Origin of the sequence: Pseudomonas sp. PDM22 (assembly GCF_014851965.1) — a bacterium.
Classification (GTDB): Bacteria; Pseudomonadota; Gammaproteobacteria; order Pseudomonadales; family Pseudomonadaceae; genus Pseudomonas.
Genome location: NZ_JACVAR010000002.1, coordinates 468756 through 485325, shown reverse-complemented (window position 1 = coordinate 485325; position 16570 = coordinate 468756). Strand labels below are relative to the sequence as shown.

Here is a 16570-nt window from a genome sequence, read left to right as displayed (position 1 = left end):
CACCATGACCACCGTCCTGCGCAACCTGACCCTCGCCGGCGCCACCCTGCTCGCCGCCAGCCAACTGATGGCCGAGCCCAAGCGCCCGGAATGCATCGCCCCGGCATCCCCCGGCGGCGGCTTCGACCTCACCTGCAAGTTGGCGCAGAGCGCCCTGGTGGACGAGAAACTGCTGACCAAGCCGATGCGCGTCACCTACATGCCCGGCGGCGTCGGCGCCGTGGCCTACAACGCGGTGGTCGCCCAGCGTCCGGCCGACGGCAACACCATCACCGCCTTCTCCAGCGGCTCGCTGCTGAACCTGGCCCAGGGCAAGTTCGGCCGCTTCGACGAGAACGCCGTGAAGTGGCTGGCCGCCGTGGGCACCAGCTACGGGGCCATCGCGGTGCCCAGCGACTCGCCGTACAAGAACCTCGGCGACCTGGTGGCCGCGCTCAAGGCCGACCCGGGCAAGGTGGTGATCGGCTCCGGCGGCACCGTCGGCAGCCAGGACTGGATGCAGACCGCGCTGATCGCCAAGGCCGCCGGCATCGACCCGAAGCAGCTGCGCTACGTCGCGCTGGAAGGCGGCGGCGAGATCGCCACGGCGCTGCTGGGCGGGCACATCCAGGTGGGCAGCACGGACATCTCCGACTCCATGCCACACATCCGCGCGGGCAAGATGCGCATCCTCGCGGTGTTCTCCGAGGAGCGCCTGAAGGATGAAGGCATGGCCGACATCCCGACCGCCAAGGAGCAGGGCTTCGACATCGTCTGGCCAGTGGTGCGCGGCTTCTACGTCGGGCCGAAGGTGAGCGAAGAGGACTACCAGTTCTGGAAGGCCTCCTTCGACAAGCTGCTGGCCTCGGAAGACTTCGCCAGGCTGCGCGACCAGCGCGAGCTGTTCCCCTTCGCCATGACCGGCCCGGAACTGGACGCCTACGTGAAGCAGCAGGTCGCCCAGTACAAGCAGCTGGCCCGCGAGTTCGGCCTCATCCAGTAACGCCCCGAGCGGCGCCGTCTTCCGCGAAGGCGGCGCCAGGAGACTCCCCATGTCCCGTACCAGCCTCTTCCAGCGGCTGTTCGCCGGCGCCTGGCTGTTCGCCTGCGTCGCCTTCGCCCTGATCGCCTGGCAGCTCCAGGCGCCCTTCTCCTACGAACCGGTCGGCCCGCGCGCCTACCCGCTGCTCTGCCTGGGCCTGATGGCCGTGGGCCTGGCCTGGCTGATCGCCCGTCCCACGCCGATCAAGCGCGAGGAAGACGAACCCGCGCTGGAAGGCGCGCTGCTGGGCAAGGTGGTGCTCTGCGTCGTGCTGCTGGCGGTGTATGCCGGCCTGTTCGAGCCGCTGGGCTTCATCCCGGCGAGCGCGATGATCGGCACCTTCATCGCGCTGATCTACGGCGGCCGCCCGGTGGCCAGCGTGATCACCGCGACGCTGCTCGCCATCGGCCTCTACGTGCTGTTCGACCGCACTTTGGACGTCCCGCTGCCGCTGGGCATCCTCGACCCCCTGCTCTGAGGAACTCGTCATGGAAACTTTGAGCTATCTCGGACAGGGCTTCGGCGTCGCCCTGAGCCCGTACAACCTCATCACCGCGCTGATCGGCACCCTGATCGGCACCGTCGTCGGCCTGCTGCCGGGCCTGGGCCCGATCAACGGGGTGGCACTGCTGATCCCGGTGGCCTTCGCCCTCGGCCTGCCGCCGGAGTCGGCGCTGATCCTGCTGGCCGCCGTGTACCTGGGCTGCGAATACGGCGGGCGGATTTCCTCGATCCTGCTGAACATTCCCGGCGAAGCCTCCACCGTGATGACCACCCTCGACGGCTACCCCATGGCACGCAACGGCCTGGCCGGCGTGGCCCTGTCGCTGTCGGCCTGGAGCTCGTTCATCGGTGCCTTCATCGCCACCTGCGGCATGGTGCTGTTCGCCCCGCTGCTGGCGAAATGGGCCATCGCCTTCGGCCCCGCGGAATACTTCGTACTGATGGTCTTCGCCATCGTCGCCCTCGGCGGGCTGGCCGGCGACCGGCCGCTGAAGACCCTGCTGGCGGCGCTGCTCGGGCTGTTCCTGTCCAGCGTCGGGATCGACGCCAACAGCGGCGTGTACCGCTTCACCTTCGACAACATCCACGTCTCCGACGGCATCCAGTTCGTCGTGCTGGTGCTGGGCCTGTTCTCGGTGAGCGAGATCCTCCTGCTGCTGGAGAAGACCCACCACGGCCACAAGATGGTCGAGGCCAGCGGGCGCATGCTGTTCAACATGAAGGAAGCCGCCTCGGTGGCCGTGATCAACGTCCGCTGCGGGCTGCTCGGCTTCGTCATGGGCGTGCTGCCCGGCGCCGGTGCGACCCTGGCCAGCGCCGTGGCCTACATGACCGAGAAGAAGCTGGCCGGTGACACCGGCAAGTTCGGCAAGGGCGACCTGCGCGGCCTGGCCGCCCCGGAAACCGCCATTGGCGCCTCCGCCTGCGGCGCCCTGGTGCCGATGCTGACCCTCGGCGTACCCGGTTCGGGCACCACCGCGGTGATGATCGGCGCGCTCAGCCTGTACAACATCACCCCCGGCCCGCTGCTGTTCCAGGAACAGCCGAACATCGTCTGGGGCCTGATCGCCTCGCTGTTCATCGCCAACGTCATGCTGATCATCCTCAACGTGCCGATGGTGCGGGTGTTCACCCGCATCCTCTCGGTGCCGAACTGGGCGCTGGTGCCGGGCATCGCGATCATCACCGCCATCGGCGTCTATGCCGTGCACGCCACCACCTTCGACCTGTTCCTGATGGTCGCCATCGGCATCCTCGGCTACATCCTGCGCAAGCTGGACTTCCCGCTGTCGCCGCTGCTGCTGGGCTTCATCCTCGGCGGGCTGATGGAACAGAACCTGCGCCGCGCGCTGTCCATCTCCAACGGCGAACTGGGCATCCTCTGGTCCAGCCCCATCGCCATCGGCACCTGGGCACTGGTCGCCCTGATGCTCGGCCTGCCGCTGTACCGCGCCTGGCGCAAGCGCGCCCGCCGTTCCCGCGAGGCCGTGGCTGACGCCGCGTAAAGCAACCACGCTCGCCGCGTCGAGACGCGCGGCGATTTTCAAGGCCCGCCTTTGTGCGGGCCTCTTTTTTGGGGCGGTTAAAGCGGCGGCAGCGACCAATCGATAGGCGTCAGACCGTGCTGTTCGAGGAACTTGTTGGTACGGCTGAAGTGCCCGTTGCCGAGGAAGCCGCGATAGGCCGAGAGCGGTGACGGGTGCGCGGACTTGAGCACCAGGTGCTTCTGCGCGTCGATCAGCTTCTGCTTGCTCTGTGCGTGGGAACCCCAGAGCAGGAACACCAGGTTCTCGCAGCGCTGGCTGACCACTTCGATCACCTTGTCGGTGAACGGGCCCCAGCCTGCCTGGGCGTGGGAGCCGGCGCGGGCCTGCTCGACGGTGAGCGAGGTGTTGAGCAGCAGCACGCCCTGTTCGGCCCAGTGCTGCAGGTAGCCGTGGCTGGGGATCGGCAGGTTGAGGTCGCGTTGCAGCTCTTTATAGATGTTCTGCAGCGACGGCGGCGTCGGCACGCCCGGCTGCACCGAGAAGCACAGGCCATGGGCCTGGCCCGGGCCGTGGTACGGGTCCTGGCCGATGATGACGACCTTGATGCGCTCCAGCGGCGTGGTGTTCAGCGCGTTGAAGATCAGCGGGCCGGGCGGGAAGATCACCTTGCCGGCGGCCTTCTCCGTGCGCAGGAACTCGCCCAGCTGCTTCATGTAGGGTTTTTCGAACTCCTCATGGAGGGCTTCTTTCCAGCTGGGTTCCAGCTTGATCCGGTCGTCATTGGTCATGGTGCATCTGCCTGGTGAAACGAACCGGCACGCTAAGCAAGCGCCCCGGCCAAGTCAAGGCGACTTGTGCCGCACCGCCCAGGAGCCCGGCAAGCGCGGTGCACCACTGCCCAGGCCAGCCAGAATCCACACCGAGACGGCGACCGTCAGCCCCAGGTGGAACAGCTCGCGGCGCGGCACGCCGGCCAGTTCGCCACGGGTGCCGATCAGCAGGCCGCTACCGATGAACAGCAGCGCGCCAAGCAGCGCCAGCGAATAGCGCCGGGAACGACCGGGCCAGGCGATGACCAGCAAGGCGATCAGGTTGCTCACCAGCGAGAGCTGCGCCAGGAAGACCAGCAGCACGCCGATCACCAGCACCATCACTTGCCGGCCGGGCCCGCCGGACAGACGCCCGAGCGCGATCAACGGCAGGCCTATGGCGCCGGACACCACGCTCGCCAAATGATGCGCCTCAGACAATGCCACGACGCCGCCATACTCCAGCGCGCCCAGCAGCGCCGCGATACCCATGGACAGGAAGCCCAGCGCGCGCCAGCCCATCTGCTCGCGCAGGGCGAGCCAGGCGGCGATGGTGCAGGCCAGGGTGAGCAGCAGTTCGGCGATCACGGGCAACATGGGGCAGTCCTTCTTCTTGTCATCGGCGCAGACTAGCGAGCCCCGCCGCTGCGCGCACGGTCGAGCACGCCAGCGCAGGCGACGCCGCGCGCCATCCTGCGTCCATCGACCAGGTCCGGATTCGACCAAAGGCCAATGGGAGTGGCCGGCCAGTCTGTGCACAGTCCCCTCTTCGCTTCACCCGCCAATAAAAACAACAGGGAACGAACATGCGCTTTCTGACTGCCGCACTCTCGCTGGTGGCTGCCTTCAGCTGCCTGGCGCAAGCCGCCGAACCGATCAACCTCGGCCTCAATTACCCCCGCACCGGCTCCTACAAGGAAGAAGGCCTCGCGCAGATGCGCGGCGCGCTGCTGGCCATCGACGAGATCAACGCCCAGGGCGGCGTGCTCGGCCGGCCGCTGCATCTGCTGAGCAAGGACGACGCCTCGCGCCCGGAAAAGGCCCTGCGCAATATCGACGCCATGGCCGCCGACGGTGCGGCGATGTTCTTCGGCGGCGCCTCCAGCGCGGTAGCCATCGCCGCCGGAGAACGGGCGGCGCAGAAGAAGTTGCTGTACTTCGGCACCCTCACCTACTCCAACGACACCACCGGCAAGGACGGCCAGCGCTACATGTTCCGCGAGTGCAACAGCGCCTGGATGAGTGCCCGCGCGCTGGGCAACTACCTGGGCCGCACGCTGCCGGGCAAGCGCTACTTCTACGTCACCGCCAACTACACCTGGGGCCTGACCACCGAAAGCTCGCTGCGCCACTACACCGGCACCGAAGACGCCGCCCGGCACCCGTCGATCAAGGTGCCCTTTCCCGGCGCACGCCTTTCCGATTACCGCGATGCGCTGACCCAGGCGGCTGCGAGCAAGGCGGACGTGCTGGTCCTGGCGCTGTTCGGCGAGGACCTGGTGCATGCCATGCGTATCGCCGATGAACTGGGCCTGACGCGCAACCACCAGATCATCGCGCCCAACCTCACCCAGAGCATGGTCGAGCTGGCCGGGCCCGGCCTGATGCAGGGCGTGATCGGCACCGAACCCTGGACCTGGCAGGTCCCTGAGCGCGAAGGCTCGGCGCGCGGCCAGGCCTTCGTGCGCGATTTCACCCAGCGCTACGGCGTCTACCCCGCCAGCTCCGCCGCCTCGGCCTACAGCATCGTCTACCAGTGGGCCGACGCCGCCCGGCGCAGCGGCAGCCTGGACAGCGACGCGCTGGTCAAGGCGCTGGAAGGCCATCGCTACAGCCTGCTCAAGGGCGAGCAGCAATGGCGCGACTTCGACCACCAGAACATCCAGCGTGTCTACGTGGTGAAGGTGAAGCCGCGCGACGAGGTGATGCGCAGCCCGCTGCACCAGGACTACTTCGAGATCGTCGAGCACATGGACGGCCCCGAGGCGGCCCCCTCCCTCGCCGAATGGCAGGCCGAACGCAGCGCCGCAGGCAAGCCGCTGACCCTGCAATGACTCAGCCGGTGTGCAGCGCCCGGTAGTGACTGGGCGCCATGCCCACCACGCTCTTGAACAGCCGCGAGAAGTAGTACGGGTCGGCGTAGCCCAGTTGCTCAGCCACCTGGCGTACTTCCAGGTTGCCCTGGTCGAGCAGCCGGCAGGCGTGGGTCATCTTCAGCCGGATGAAGTCCTGGATCGGCGCCTGGCCGGTCAGCGCGCGGTAGGTCTTGGCGAAGTGGAAGCGCGACAGGCGGAACTGCGCCGCCAGCTCGTCGAGGTTCAGCGCATCGTGCAGGTGCTCGCGCATCATCGCCTGCACCGCCTCCACGTCCAGCACCCGTCCGGACTTCAGCCGCGCCCGCGCCGGGCGCAGGGCCAGCGAGGTCAGCAGGCTCTGCAGCAGGTGGGCGGCATGGATGAAGTGCGGCAGGCTCAGGCCTTGCCGGCGCAGCGCCAACAGCGCATCGAACTCACCGAGAATGCGCGGCTGCACGCCCACGCGCAGGCGCGGCGACTTGCCCAGCGGGCGCAGAAAGTCCTCGGCCAGCCGGCCTTCCAGGTGCACCCAGAAGATCGACCAGGGTTGCTGCAGGTCAGCGCCATAGGCGTGGGCGCGGCCCTTGGGCAGCACCAGCAGATCACCGCCGGCGACCTCGAATCGTCCATCCGCCGTTTCCAGCCAGCCGAGCCCTGCGCTGCAGTAGATCAGCAGGTGATCGTCCGGGTCTTCCCGCTCCATGCGATGCCCTACCGCTGCCGGGTAGTAGCCCAGCGCCAGCGGATAGCAGGCCTGGCCCAGCGGATGGCGATCCAGCGCGCGGCGCAGGCGTGGCGGGGTGATGAAGCGCACGCCCTGCTGCGGCAGCGGCCAGGTAGAGATCAGTGGACGGGACATGGGCACGAATCCGGGATCGGCAATACCAAGATCGTCCATCCCCAGCACAAGATCGTCAATCCACAGCCGATGGCGCAACGGCTATAACCGAAGGACTCTTTACCCAAGAGCCCAAGAAGCGCGCCACGAGCGCGAAGCGGTAGCCGACAAGAACAAACAGAGGTAGCTGCATGCATTTCGATCTGTCCGAAGAACAACGCCTGCTGGTGGAGAGCGCCCGCGCCTTCGCCAGCCGCGAACTGGCGCCCCACGCCGCCGACTGGGACCGCCAGCACCACTTCCCGGTGGAAGTGATCCGCCGCGCCGCCGAACAGGGCTACCTGGGCCTGTACATCGCCGAGGAAGACGGCGGCCTGGGCCTGTCGCGCCTGTCCGCCTCGCTGATCTTCGAGCAGCTGGCCGCAGGCTGCGTCGCCACCACCGCCTACATGACCATCCACAACATGGCCAGCTGGATGCTCTCAAGCTTCGGCGACGCCGCGCTCAAGGAGCAGTGGCTGCCGGGGCTGATCGGCGGCGAGCTGCTGGCCTCCTACTGCCTGACCGAGCCGGACGCTGGCTCCGACGCCGCGCGCCTGCGCACCCGCGCCAAACGCGACGGCGATGACTACGTACTCGACGGCGCCAAGACCTTCATTTCCGGCGCCGGCTCCACCGACGTGCTGATCGTCATGGCGCGCACCGGCGAGGAAGGCGCCAAGGGCATTTCGTGCTTCCTGGTGCCGGCCAACGCCGAGGGCATCCGCTACGGCCGCAACGAGGACAAGATGGGCTGGAAGGCGCAGCCGACCCGCACCATCACCTTCGAGGGCGTGCGCATCCCTGCCGGCAACCGTATCGGCCCGGAGGGCCAGGGTTTCGTCTACGCCATGAAGGGCCTGGACGGCGGCCGCCTGAACATCGCCAGCTGCTCCCTCGGCGCGGCCCAGGCGGCACTGGAACAGTCGCTGCGCTACGTCGAGGAGCGCAAGCAGTTCGGCAAGGCGCTGGCCGAGTTCCAGGCCCTGCAGTTCAAGCTCGCCGACATGCTCACCGACCTCACTGCCAGCCGGCAGATGGTGCGCCTGGCCGCGCACAAGCTGGACCACAAGGACGGCGAGGCGACCCTGTATTGCGCCATGGCCAAGCGTTTCGCCACCGACCGCTGCTTCGCCCTGTGCAACGAGGCGCTGCAGCTGCACGGCGGCTACGGCTACCTCAACGACTACCCGCTGGAGCGCTGGGTGCGCGACAGCCGCGTGCACCAGATCCTCGAGGGCACCAACGAGATCATGCGGGTGATCGTCGCCCGGCGCCTGCTGGAACAGGGCGGAATGCTGGACCGCCTGCTCTGACCCGGCCGCAACGAATCACTGGAAAAACCGCCCGCCCACGCGGGCGCAATCGAACAGATCGGACATGGACTCGCCCTGCCGCGCACGCCTAGAGTCCATGCCCATACGCCCGCCCGCTGGCGACACCGACAAGGAGATGCCCATGAGCAACGCCCTCGAACCCTACAAGCCCGGAGTCTTCGACCTGACCCACAAGCTGACCGTGGAAAAACACGGGCACACCGCGCTGATCACCATCAACCACCCGCCGGCCAACACCTGGGACCGCGACTCGCTGATCGGCCTGCGCCAGGTGGTCGAGCACCTGAACCGCGACGACGATATCTACGCCCTGGTGGTGACCGGCCAGGGCCCGAAATTCTTCTCCGCCGGCGCCGACCTGAACATGTTCGCCGACGGCGACAAGGCCCGCGCCCGCGAGATGGCCCGCCGCTTCGGTGAAGCCTTCGAGACGCTGCGCGACTTCCGTGGCGTATCCATCGCCGCGATCAACGGCTACGCCATGGGTGGCGGCCTGGAATGTGCCCTGGCCTGTGACATCCGCATCGCCGAGCGCCAGGCGCAGATGGCCCTGCCCGAAGCCACCGTGGGCCTGCTGCCCTGCGCCGGCGGCACCCAGGCGCTGCCGTGGCTGGTCGGCGAAGGCTGGGCCAAGCGCATGATCCTCTGCGGCGAGCGTGTCGATGCCGACACCGCGTTGCGCATCGGTCTCATCGAGCAGGTCGTCGATACCGGCGAAGCCCGCGGCACCGCCCTGCTGCTGGCGGCCAAGGTCGCGCGGCAGAGCCCGGTGGCGGTGCGCACCATCAAGCCGCTGATTCAGGGCGCCCGCGAGCGCGGCCCGACCACCTGGCTGCCGGAGGAGCGCGAACGCTTCGTCGACCTGTTCGACGCCGACGACACCCGCGAGGGCGTGAACGCCTTCCTGGAAAAACGCGACCCGCACTGGCGCAACCAATAAGGCCCTGACCATGAATGTGATGTTCGAAGAACGCCCCGGCCTGCACGGCTTCCGCATCGGCGTGGTGACGCTGGACGCGGAGAAGAGCCTGAATGCCCTGAGCCTGCCGATGATCGAGGCGATGAACCACCAGCTGCGCGTCTGGCAGGACGACGCGCAGATCGCCTGCGTGGTGCTGCGTGGCAACGGCGGCAAGGCCTTCTGCGCCGGCGGCGACGTGCGCAAGCTGGTCGATGCCTGCCGCGAGAAGCCCGGCGAGGTGCCGGAACTGGCGCGCCGCTTCTTCGCCGACGAGTACCGCCTGGACTACCTCATCCACACCTATTCCAAACCGCTGATCTGCTGGGCCCACGGCTACGTCATGGGCGGCGGCATGGGCCTGATGCAGGGCGCCGGCGTGCGCATCGTCACTCCGAGCAGCCGCCTGGCCATGCCGGAAGTGAATATCGGCCTGTACCCGGATGTCGGCGCCAGCTGGTTCCTCGCCCGCCTGCCCGGCCGCCTTGGCCTGTTCCTCGGGCTGACCGCGACGCAGATGAACGCCCGCGACGCGCTGGACCTGGACCTCGCCGACCGCTTCCTGCTCGACACTCAGCAGGACGACCTGATCGAAGGCCTGGTGCAACTGAACTGGCGCGAACAGGCTGACGTGCAGCTGCACAGCCTGCTCCAGGCGCTGGAGCACGAAGCCCGTGGCGAGATGCCCGAAGCCCAGCTGCTGCCGCGCCGCGCACGCCTGGATGCGGTGCTCGACAGCGCCAATATCGCCGAGGCCTGGAACGCACTGACCGCGCTGGTCAACGACGAGGACGCGCTGATCGCCCGCGGAGCGAAGACCCTCGCCTCGGGCTGCCCGCTGACCGCCCATCTGGTCTGGGAACAGATCCGCCGCGCGCGCCATCAGTCGACTGCCGAGGTGTTCCGCATGGAATACGCGATGAGCCTGAACTGCTGTCGCCACCCGGAATTCCCGGAGGGCGTGCGGGCCCGGCTGATCGACAAGGACAACACCCCGCACTGGCACTGGCCGGATATCGCTGCCATACCTGATGCTGTGGTGAATGCGCACTTCGACGCGACCTGGGAGGGCGAGCATCCGCTGGCGGACCTGTAACCGCCCTCCCTGAGCAGCGTAGGGCGCATAACCTGGAACAGGTTATCCGCCGCCGACCGAGCGGCGGATAACGCTGGCGCGTTATACGCCCTACGCGAACCGCTACCCGCCTCGGATTGGGAGTGCGGTCTGCTGGCGCTGGCGTGTTCTGTGGTCCAACAGGAGGAAACCAGCATGCAAACCATCGCCTTCATCGGCCTCGGCCACATGGGCGCCCCCATGGCCGCCAACCTGATCAAGGCCGGCTACCTGCTGCGCGTGTTCGACCTGGTGCAGAGCACCATCGACGGCCTGATCGCCCAGGGCGCCAGTGCCGCACGCAGCGCCCATGACGCAGTGGACGGCGCCGACGTGGTGGTCACCATGCTGCCGGCCAGCCAGCACGTCGAGGGCCTCTACCTCGGCAACGAAGGCCTGCTCGCGCACATCGCCCCCGGCACCCTGGTGCTGGAGTGCTCCACCATCGCCCCGGCCTCGGCGCGCAAGGTGCATCAGGCGGCGGCCGAAAGGCATATCCCCCTGCTCGACGCTCCCGTCTCCGGCGGCACTGGCGGCGCCATCGCCGGCACCCTGACCTTCATGGTCGGCGGTGACGCCGAGGTGCTCGAACGCGCGCGCCCGGTGTTCTCAGCCATGGGCCGCAATATCTTCCACGCTGGCGGCGACGGTGCCGGGCAAGTGGCCAAGGTATGCAACAACCAGCTGCTCGCCGTGCTGATGATCGGCACCGCCGAATCCCTCGCCCTGGGCGCCGCCAATGGCCTGGACCCGGTAGTGCTGTCGGAGATCATGCGGCGCAGCTCCGGCGGCAACTGGGCACTGGAGGTGTACAACCCGTGGCCCGGCGTGATGGAGAACGCCCCCGCCTCGCGCGGCTATACCGGCGGCTTCATGGCCGCGCTGATGACCAAGGACCTGGGTCTGGCGCAGGAGACCGCGCAGGTCAGTGGCAACAGCACGCCCATGGGCAGCCTGGCACTGGCGATGTACCGGCTGCTGGTGAAACAGGGCCATGGAGAACAGGACTTTTCCGTCGTGCAGAAGCTGTTCGATTCCTAGGTACAGGCATGGTGCGCTCGTGTGTCCCGGCCGAGACTGGCCTCCCCTGAAGGACAGAGGGCCATCGGCCTTGAACTCATTCCTGCTGCGCTATCGCTTTCGTCTTCTGCTCAACAGCATCCTTCTGCTGCTGGTCGTCCTGGCTTTCCCATCGCCCAACCCGCTGCTGGAATTGTGCAGCCTGTTGCTGATGGTGCTGGCTGGCCTGAACACCGTCCGCAGCCATAGCGTGCTTTTCAGCTTCATCAGCGTGATGGGTGTGCTCAGCCTGTTCATGCTGTTCGCCCCCGCCGCGTGGCATGTGCACCCCACACTGCAGCGAGGTATTCCGCAATTGATCTTCATTCAGTTGCTGGTCGTCGCACTGTTCCGCCGCGTCACCCAGGAACGCCCCGTCACCCGCGAGCTGCTCTACGGGCTCTGCGCCCTGTACCTGAACTTCGCCCTGTCTTTCGCCCTGGCCTATAACCTGATCGAGGACCTCAGGCCGGGCAGCTTCCAGACCAACAACGGAGCCCTGCATCTGGATGCCTTCATCTACTTCAGCATGATCACCCTGACCACCATCGGCTACGGCGACATCGTCCCGGTGAACCCGCTGGCGCGCCTGCTGGCGGGCAGCGAAGCGATCATGGGCGCGCTGTTCATCGCGCTGGCGGTGGCGCGGGGGCTGAGCCTGATGAGCGACGACAGCAAGGACTGATTGTGAAGCCGGGCTTACGAGTGCATGGCGTCAGCCGGTCTTTATCGCCGGCGGTCGCCGGCCGAAGATGAATCACCTGCCAACCCTGCACAGCCAGGCGCGGCACTCCCTCCCACGAAAAGGTGATTCCATGAACATTGCCCTGATCGGCGCCACCGGCCACGTCGGCCATTACTTCCTCGAAGAGGCCCTGCGCCGAGGCCATCAGGTCACCGCATTGGTGCGCGACCCGGCGAAACTGCCGGCGCGCGACCACCTCAAGGTGATCCAGGCCGACGTCTTCGACGCGGCCCAGGCCGCCCGTGCCGTGGCTGGCCAGGACGTCGTGGTCAGCGCGTTCAACGCCGGCTGGGGCAACCCGGATATCCGCGAGGCCCACGCCAACGGCAGCCGCGCCATCCTCGACGGGGTTAAGGCTTCCGGCGTGAAACGCCTGCTGGTGCTCGGCGGCGCTGGCAGCCTGGAGATCGCTCCCGGCCAGCGCCTGGTGGACAGCCCGGAATTCCCCGAGCAGTGGAAGCAGGGCGCACTCGGCGCCGCCGACGCACTGGATCAATTGCGTGGCGAGAAGGAGCTGGATTGGGCCTTCCTCAGCCCGGCCATGCTGCTCGACGGCGAGACCCGCAGCGGCAGCTTCCGCATTGGCGGCGACCAGGTACTGTTCGACGGCAATGGCGAGAGCCGCATCTCCCTGCCGGACCTGGCGGTGGCGATGATCGACGAGGCCGAGCAGGCCAACCATCACCAGCAGCGGTTTACCGTGGCTTATTGATGGAACCGAATAGGTCCATGGGCCACGTTCAAGCCAAAACGTAGGATGGCGTGGAGCGCAGCGATACCCATCGACCCCGCGCACCTGCATGGGTATCGCAAGCTCCACCCGTCCTACGCAAGCGTCCTCCGGGAACTGCGGTAGACGCGTAGGGCGCATAACCCGGAACGGGTTATCCGCCGATTCCCGCGCGGCGGATAGCGCTGGCGCGTTATCCGCCCTGCGATCCTGCAAGCAACGAATTCCGCCGCGTTGGATTTCGCGGACAAGGTCCGCTCCTACGGTGCGTAAAAACAAGACGGGCCACCCTTGGGTGGCCCGTTTCGTTTGGTCCCGCGCGGCAATCAACGCTCGCGCAGCGCCTCCGCCTTGGCCCGCAGGATCGGCTTGAGCAGGTAGCTGAGGATGCTCTTCTTGCCGGTCATGATGTCCACGGTGGCGATCATGCCGGGGATGATCAGCAACGGCTTGTCGTCCGTGCCCAGGTGGCTTTTGCGGGTGCGCAGCTTGATCAGGTAGAAGCTGTTGCCGTCGTCGTCGGTGACGGTGTCGGCGCCGATCTGCTCCAGGTCCGCCTGCAGGCCGCCGTAGATGGTGTAGTCGTAGGCGGTGAACTTGACCATGGCATGCTGGCCGGGACGCAGGAAGGCGATGTCCTGCGGACGGATGCGCGCTTCCACCAACAGGGTGTCGTCCAGCGGGACGATCTCGATCAGGTCACTGCCCGGCTGGATCACGCCGCCGATAGTGTTCACCAGCAGCTGCTTGACGATGCCGCGCACCGGCGAGGTGACCAGGGTGCGGCTGACGCGGTCTTCCAGCGCCTTGCCGGTGGCGGTGGCCTTGCTCAGTTCGGTGCGGGCTTCGTTGAGTTCTTTCAGCGCGTCGCTGCGGAAGCGCGACTGAGTCTCGGCGACCTTGCGCTCCACTTCCTTCACGGCCGCTTCGGCACGCGGGATCGCCAGGGTGGTGGCGTCGAGCTGGCCACGGTTCTCCACTTCACCGCGCTTCAGGCGCAGCAGTTCCACCTGGGACATCGCGCCCTGGGCCACCAGCGGCTCGGACATGGATATCTCCTGGCGCAGCAGGTTCAGGCTGTTACGGTACTGCGCCTGCTTGGAGATGAACTCGCGCAGTTCCTGCTGCTTCTGCACCAGTTGCTGCTGCAGGCCGTCGGTTTCGTCCTTGAGCTGTTGCTGGCGGCTGTGGAACAGCGCTTCTTCGCTGCTGGCCTGGCCCGGAGCCTTGGCGCGCACGTCGTCGGGGATGTTCAGAGCGCGGTCCTCGACCTCGGCGGACAGGCGCTCCACGCGCAGGAACATCGCCAGGCGGTCGGCCTCGGTCTCGCCGACGTTGGACTGGAAGCGCGTCGGGTCCAGGCGCATCAGCTGCTCGCCGGCCTGCACCACCTGCCCTTCGTGGACGAAGATCTGCGAGACGATGCCGCCTTCCAGGTTCTGGATCTTCTGCACCTTTGACGAGGGAATCGCCTTGCCCTCGCCACGGGTGACTTCGTCGATCTGCGCGAAGTGCGCCCAGAGCAGCAGGAAGGCCACGAAGCCGATGAGAATCCAGATGGTCAGGCGCACCACCCGCGGCGCGTCCTCGATCAGCGCCTTGCTGACCTCCGGAAGCGGCTGGCCGGAGAGGTTGTCGCCGCCCTTGAAATAGCCACGGACAGAGTGGCGGATACTGCCCAGAGGATTAAGCGACACTGATCTGCCCCTTCTTCAGTGCATCCATGACCACGTCCTTCGGACCGTCGGCGATGATGCGGCCCTTGTCGATGATCACCAGGCGGTCCACCAGGCTGAGCATGGAGGCGCGGTGGGTGACCAGCAGCAGTGTCTTCTCGCCCATGATCGCTTGCAGGCGCTGTTTCAGGCGTTCTTCGCCGGCGTTGTCCATGGCGCTGGTGGGTTCGTCCAGCAGCAGGATCGGCGGGTCGAGCAGCAGCGCGCGGGCCAGGGCGACGTTCTGCCGCTGGCCGCCGGAAAGATTGTGCCCGCGCTCGCCGACCTGCAGTTCGTAGCCCTGCGGGTGCAGGCGGACGAACTCGTTCACGCCGGTCAGCTCGGCTACTTCCAGCACGCGCTCGTCATCGATGTAGCGCGCGCCGCTGACCAGGTTGTCGCGCAGGGTGCCACTGAACAGGCTGATGTCCTGAGGCACGTAGCCGATGTTGTGGCGCAGCTCGCTGATGTCCAGCTGGCGCACGTCGGCGCCGTCCACCAGCAGATTGCCGTTCTCGGGCTGGTGCAGACCGACAATCAGCTTGGCCAGTGAACTCTTGCCCGAGCCGCTGCGGCCGATGATGCCGATCTTCTCGCCGGCGCGGATCTGCAGGTTGATGCCATGCAGCGCCGCCACCTGCTGGTTCGGGTAGGCGAAGTCGAGGCCGCGCATCTCGATGCCGCCGCGCAGTTGCGAGCGGGTCAGCGGACGTTCGTCAGCGTTGCGCTCCTGCGGCAGCTCCATCATCTGGTTGGTGGTGGCCATGGACAGGCGCGCCTGCTGGTAGCGCTGGATCAGCCCGGAGAGCTGGGTCAGCGGGCCGAGGGCGCGGCCGTTGAGCATATAGCAGGCGATCAGGCCGCCCATGGACAGGTCGCCGGCGATGATCAGGTAGACGCCGCCGATGATCATGATGACCCCGGCCAGCGCCTGGATCAGCACGGTGATGTTCATCGCCAGGGTCGACAGCAGCTTGACCCGCAGCTCCAGGCGGCTGAGGGTGCCGATGGTCTGCTCCCAGAGGTACTGGCGCTCGCTTTCGGCGTTGTTGACCTTCACCGCGTCGAGGCTGGCGAGGGTCTCGATCAGGCTCGACTGGCGTTCGGCGGCCAGCGCCATGGTGCGGTTCATGGTCTCCACCAGCGGCTTCTGCAGCAGCCAGCCAAGACCTGCGGCCAGCGGGAAGGCGATCAGCGGGACGAACACCAGCGGCCCGCCGATGATGCCGATCACCAGCAGGATCAGCAGGGTGAACGGCATGTCGATCAGGGTGGTGAGCGTGAGCGAGTTGAGGAAGTCGCGCAGCGTCTGGAATTCGTGGATGTTCTGGGCGAACGAGCCGACCCGTGCCGGGCGGTACTTCATGCTCATGCCGACGATGCGCTCGAACAGCGTCGCCGAGATGATCAGGTCGGTCTTCTTGCCGGCCAGGTCCAGGCACAGGCCGCGCATGGTCTTGAGCAGCAGGTCGAACAGGTAGGCGCCGCTGATGCCGATGGCCAGCACCCAGAGGGTGGCGGCGGCCTGGTTGGGCACCACGCGGTCGTAGACGTTCATGACGAACAGCGGCGCGGCCAGGGCGATCAGGTTGATCAGCAGGCTCGCGGCCACGGCGTCGACGTAGAGCCAGCGCGAGCGCTTGAGGGTGTCGCGGAACCAGCTCTTGGCGCGCGGGATCAGCTCACCGTGCTGCAGGTCGAACTTGTGCTGCGGCTGGGCGAAGAAGGCCTGACCGGCGTAGTCCTCGCTGAGCAGCTCGCGGGTGACGCGTACTTCACCGCCGTCGCTCTCGGACAGCAGCAGGCGCGCATCGCCGTTGTTTTCCCACCCCAGCAGCACCGCGCAACGCCCTTCGCGCAGCAGCAGCATGGCAGGCATGGCCAGCGCGGGAATCTGCTCCAGCTTGCGCTGCAGCAGGCGCCCCTGCAGGCCGGCGCGAGCCGCCGCACGGGGCAGCAGCTCGGCGGACAGGCGCTGGCCGGGCAGCGGCAGGCCGCTGGTGAGCATGGCGCGGCTGGCCGGCTTCTGGTGCAGCTGACAGAGCGTCAGTAGGCTGTCCAGCAGCGGGTCATCCAGCAGACCGCGCGGATCGTGGCTTAGGGGTACTTCGCTGACTTCTTGATCCACGCGGATGCTCT

At 67.2% G+C, this 16570-nt stretch carries 15 protein-coding genes; 10 read left to right on the top strand and 5 right to left on the bottom strand.

Features of this window, described 5'->3' with window-relative positions:
- The first annotated feature begins 4 nt into the window (after positions 1 to 4).
- Genes IB255_RS07815 through IB255_RS07805 form a run of 3 tightly spaced genes read left to right on the top strand, consistent with a single transcriptional unit; the run spans position 5 to position 3030 of the window.
- Positions 5 to 982, top strand: coding sequence for a Bug family tripartite tricarboxylate transporter substrate binding protein (locus tag IB255_RS07815; protein ID WP_081517622.1), 978 nt, complete (start codon positions 5 to 7; stop codon positions 980 to 982).
- A gap of 49 nt (positions 983 to 1031) precedes the next feature.
- The gene (locus IB255_RS07810; RefSeq protein ID WP_081517621.1) at positions 1032 to 1499 is read left to right on the top strand and encodes a tripartite tricarboxylate transporter TctB family protein; all 468 of its coding nucleotides are present in this window, start codon (positions 1032 to 1034) and stop codon (positions 1497 to 1499) included.
- Positions 1500 to 1509: 10 nt separating this feature from the next.
- Positions 1510 to 3030 carry a tripartite tricarboxylate transporter permease gene (locus IB255_RS07805; RefSeq protein WP_192210020.1) on the top strand — a complete coding sequence of 507 codons (1521 nt, stop codon included), beginning with the start codon at positions 1510 to 1512 and terminating at the stop codon, positions 3028 to 3030.
- 77 nt (positions 3031 to 3107) lie between these two features.
- On the opposite strand, the gene ung is transcribed toward IB255_RS07805, so the two are convergent.
- The gene (gene ung / locus IB255_RS07800; protein ID WP_081517619.1) at positions 3108 to 3800 is read right to left on the bottom strand and encodes a uracil-DNA glycosylase; all 693 of its coding nucleotides are present in this window, start codon (positions 3798 to 3800) and stop codon (positions 3108 to 3110) included.
- A gap of 54 nt (positions 3801 to 3854) precedes the next feature.
- Positions 3855 to 4418, bottom strand: coding sequence for a hypothetical protein (locus IB255_RS07795; protein ID WP_081517618.1), 564 nt, complete (start codon positions 4416 to 4418; stop codon positions 3855 to 3857).
- Between the two features lie 209 nt (positions 4419 to 4627).
- Between IB255_RS07795 and IB255_RS07790 the strand changes: the two genes are divergently transcribed.
- Positions 4628 to 5875 (top strand): ABC transporter substrate-binding protein, encoded by a 1248-nt coding sequence (locus IB255_RS07790; RefSeq protein WP_081517617.1) that lies wholly within the window; start codon positions 4628 to 4630, stop codon positions 5873 to 5875.
- 1 nt (position 5876) lies between these two features.
- Here IB255_RS07790 and IB255_RS07785 read toward each other — a convergent pair whose 3' ends face one another.
- Positions 5877 to 6755 (bottom strand): AraC family transcriptional regulator, encoded by an 879-nt coding sequence (locus IB255_RS07785; RefSeq protein ID WP_081517616.1) that lies wholly within the window; start codon positions 6753 to 6755, stop codon positions 5877 to 5879.
- Between the two features lie 170 nt (positions 6756 to 6925).
- Between IB255_RS07785 and IB255_RS07780 the strand changes: the two genes are divergently transcribed.
- The 6 genes from IB255_RS07780 to IB255_RS07755 all read left to right on the top strand — a co-directional run bounded on the left by IB255_RS07780 (position 6926) and on the right by IB255_RS07755 (position 12698).
- Complete coding sequence (locus IB255_RS07780) at positions 6926 to 8089, top strand: isobutyryl-CoA dehydrogenase (RefSeq protein ID WP_017516638.1); 1164 nt, start codon at positions 6926 to 6928, stop codon at positions 8087 to 8089.
- Between the two features lie 142 nt (positions 8090 to 8231).
- Positions 8232 to 9050, top strand: a complete 819-nt coding sequence (locus IB255_RS07775) for an enoyl-CoA hydratase (protein ID WP_081517615.1) — start codon at positions 8232 to 8234, stop codon at positions 9048 to 9050.
- A 10-nt stretch (positions 9051 to 9060) separates the two neighbouring features.
- Entirely contained in the window at positions 9061 to 10164 is a 1104-nt protein-coding gene (locus IB255_RS07770; RefSeq protein WP_081517614.1) for an enoyl-CoA hydratase/isomerase family protein, read from the top strand.
- A gap of 174 nt (positions 10165 to 10338) precedes the next feature.
- Complete coding sequence (gene mmsB, locus IB255_RS07765) at positions 10339 to 11223, top strand: 3-hydroxyisobutyrate dehydrogenase (protein ID WP_081517613.1); 885 nt, start codon at positions 10339 to 10341, stop codon at positions 11221 to 11223.
- Between the two features lie 70 nt (positions 11224 to 11293).
- Positions 11294 to 11926, top strand: a complete 633-nt coding sequence (locus IB255_RS07760; RefSeq protein ID WP_177429481.1) for a potassium channel family protein — start codon at positions 11294 to 11296, stop codon at positions 11924 to 11926.
- A 130-nt stretch (positions 11927 to 12056) separates the two neighbouring features.
- Entirely contained in the window at positions 12057 to 12698 is a 642-nt protein-coding gene (locus IB255_RS07755; protein WP_081517611.1) for an NAD(P)-dependent oxidoreductase, read from the top strand.
- Between the two features lie 344 nt (positions 12699 to 13042).
- Here the strand turns inward: IB255_RS07755 and IB255_RS07750 are convergent, their stop codons facing one another.
- Both IB255_RS07750 and IB255_RS07745 read right to left on the bottom strand, forming a co-directional pair.
- On the bottom strand, positions 13043 to 14413 hold the full coding sequence (locus IB255_RS07750) for an HlyD family type I secretion periplasmic adaptor subunit (RefSeq protein ID WP_081517610.1): 1371 nt from the start codon (positions 14411 to 14413) through the stop codon (positions 13043 to 13045).
- Entirely contained in the window at positions 14403 to 16559 is a 2157-nt protein-coding gene (locus tag IB255_RS07745; protein WP_081517609.1) for a type I secretion system permease/ATPase, read from the bottom strand. The genes IB255_RS07750 and IB255_RS07745 overlap by 11 nt, the downstream gene beginning before the upstream one ends.
- Positions 16560 to 16570 lie beyond the last annotated feature (11 nt).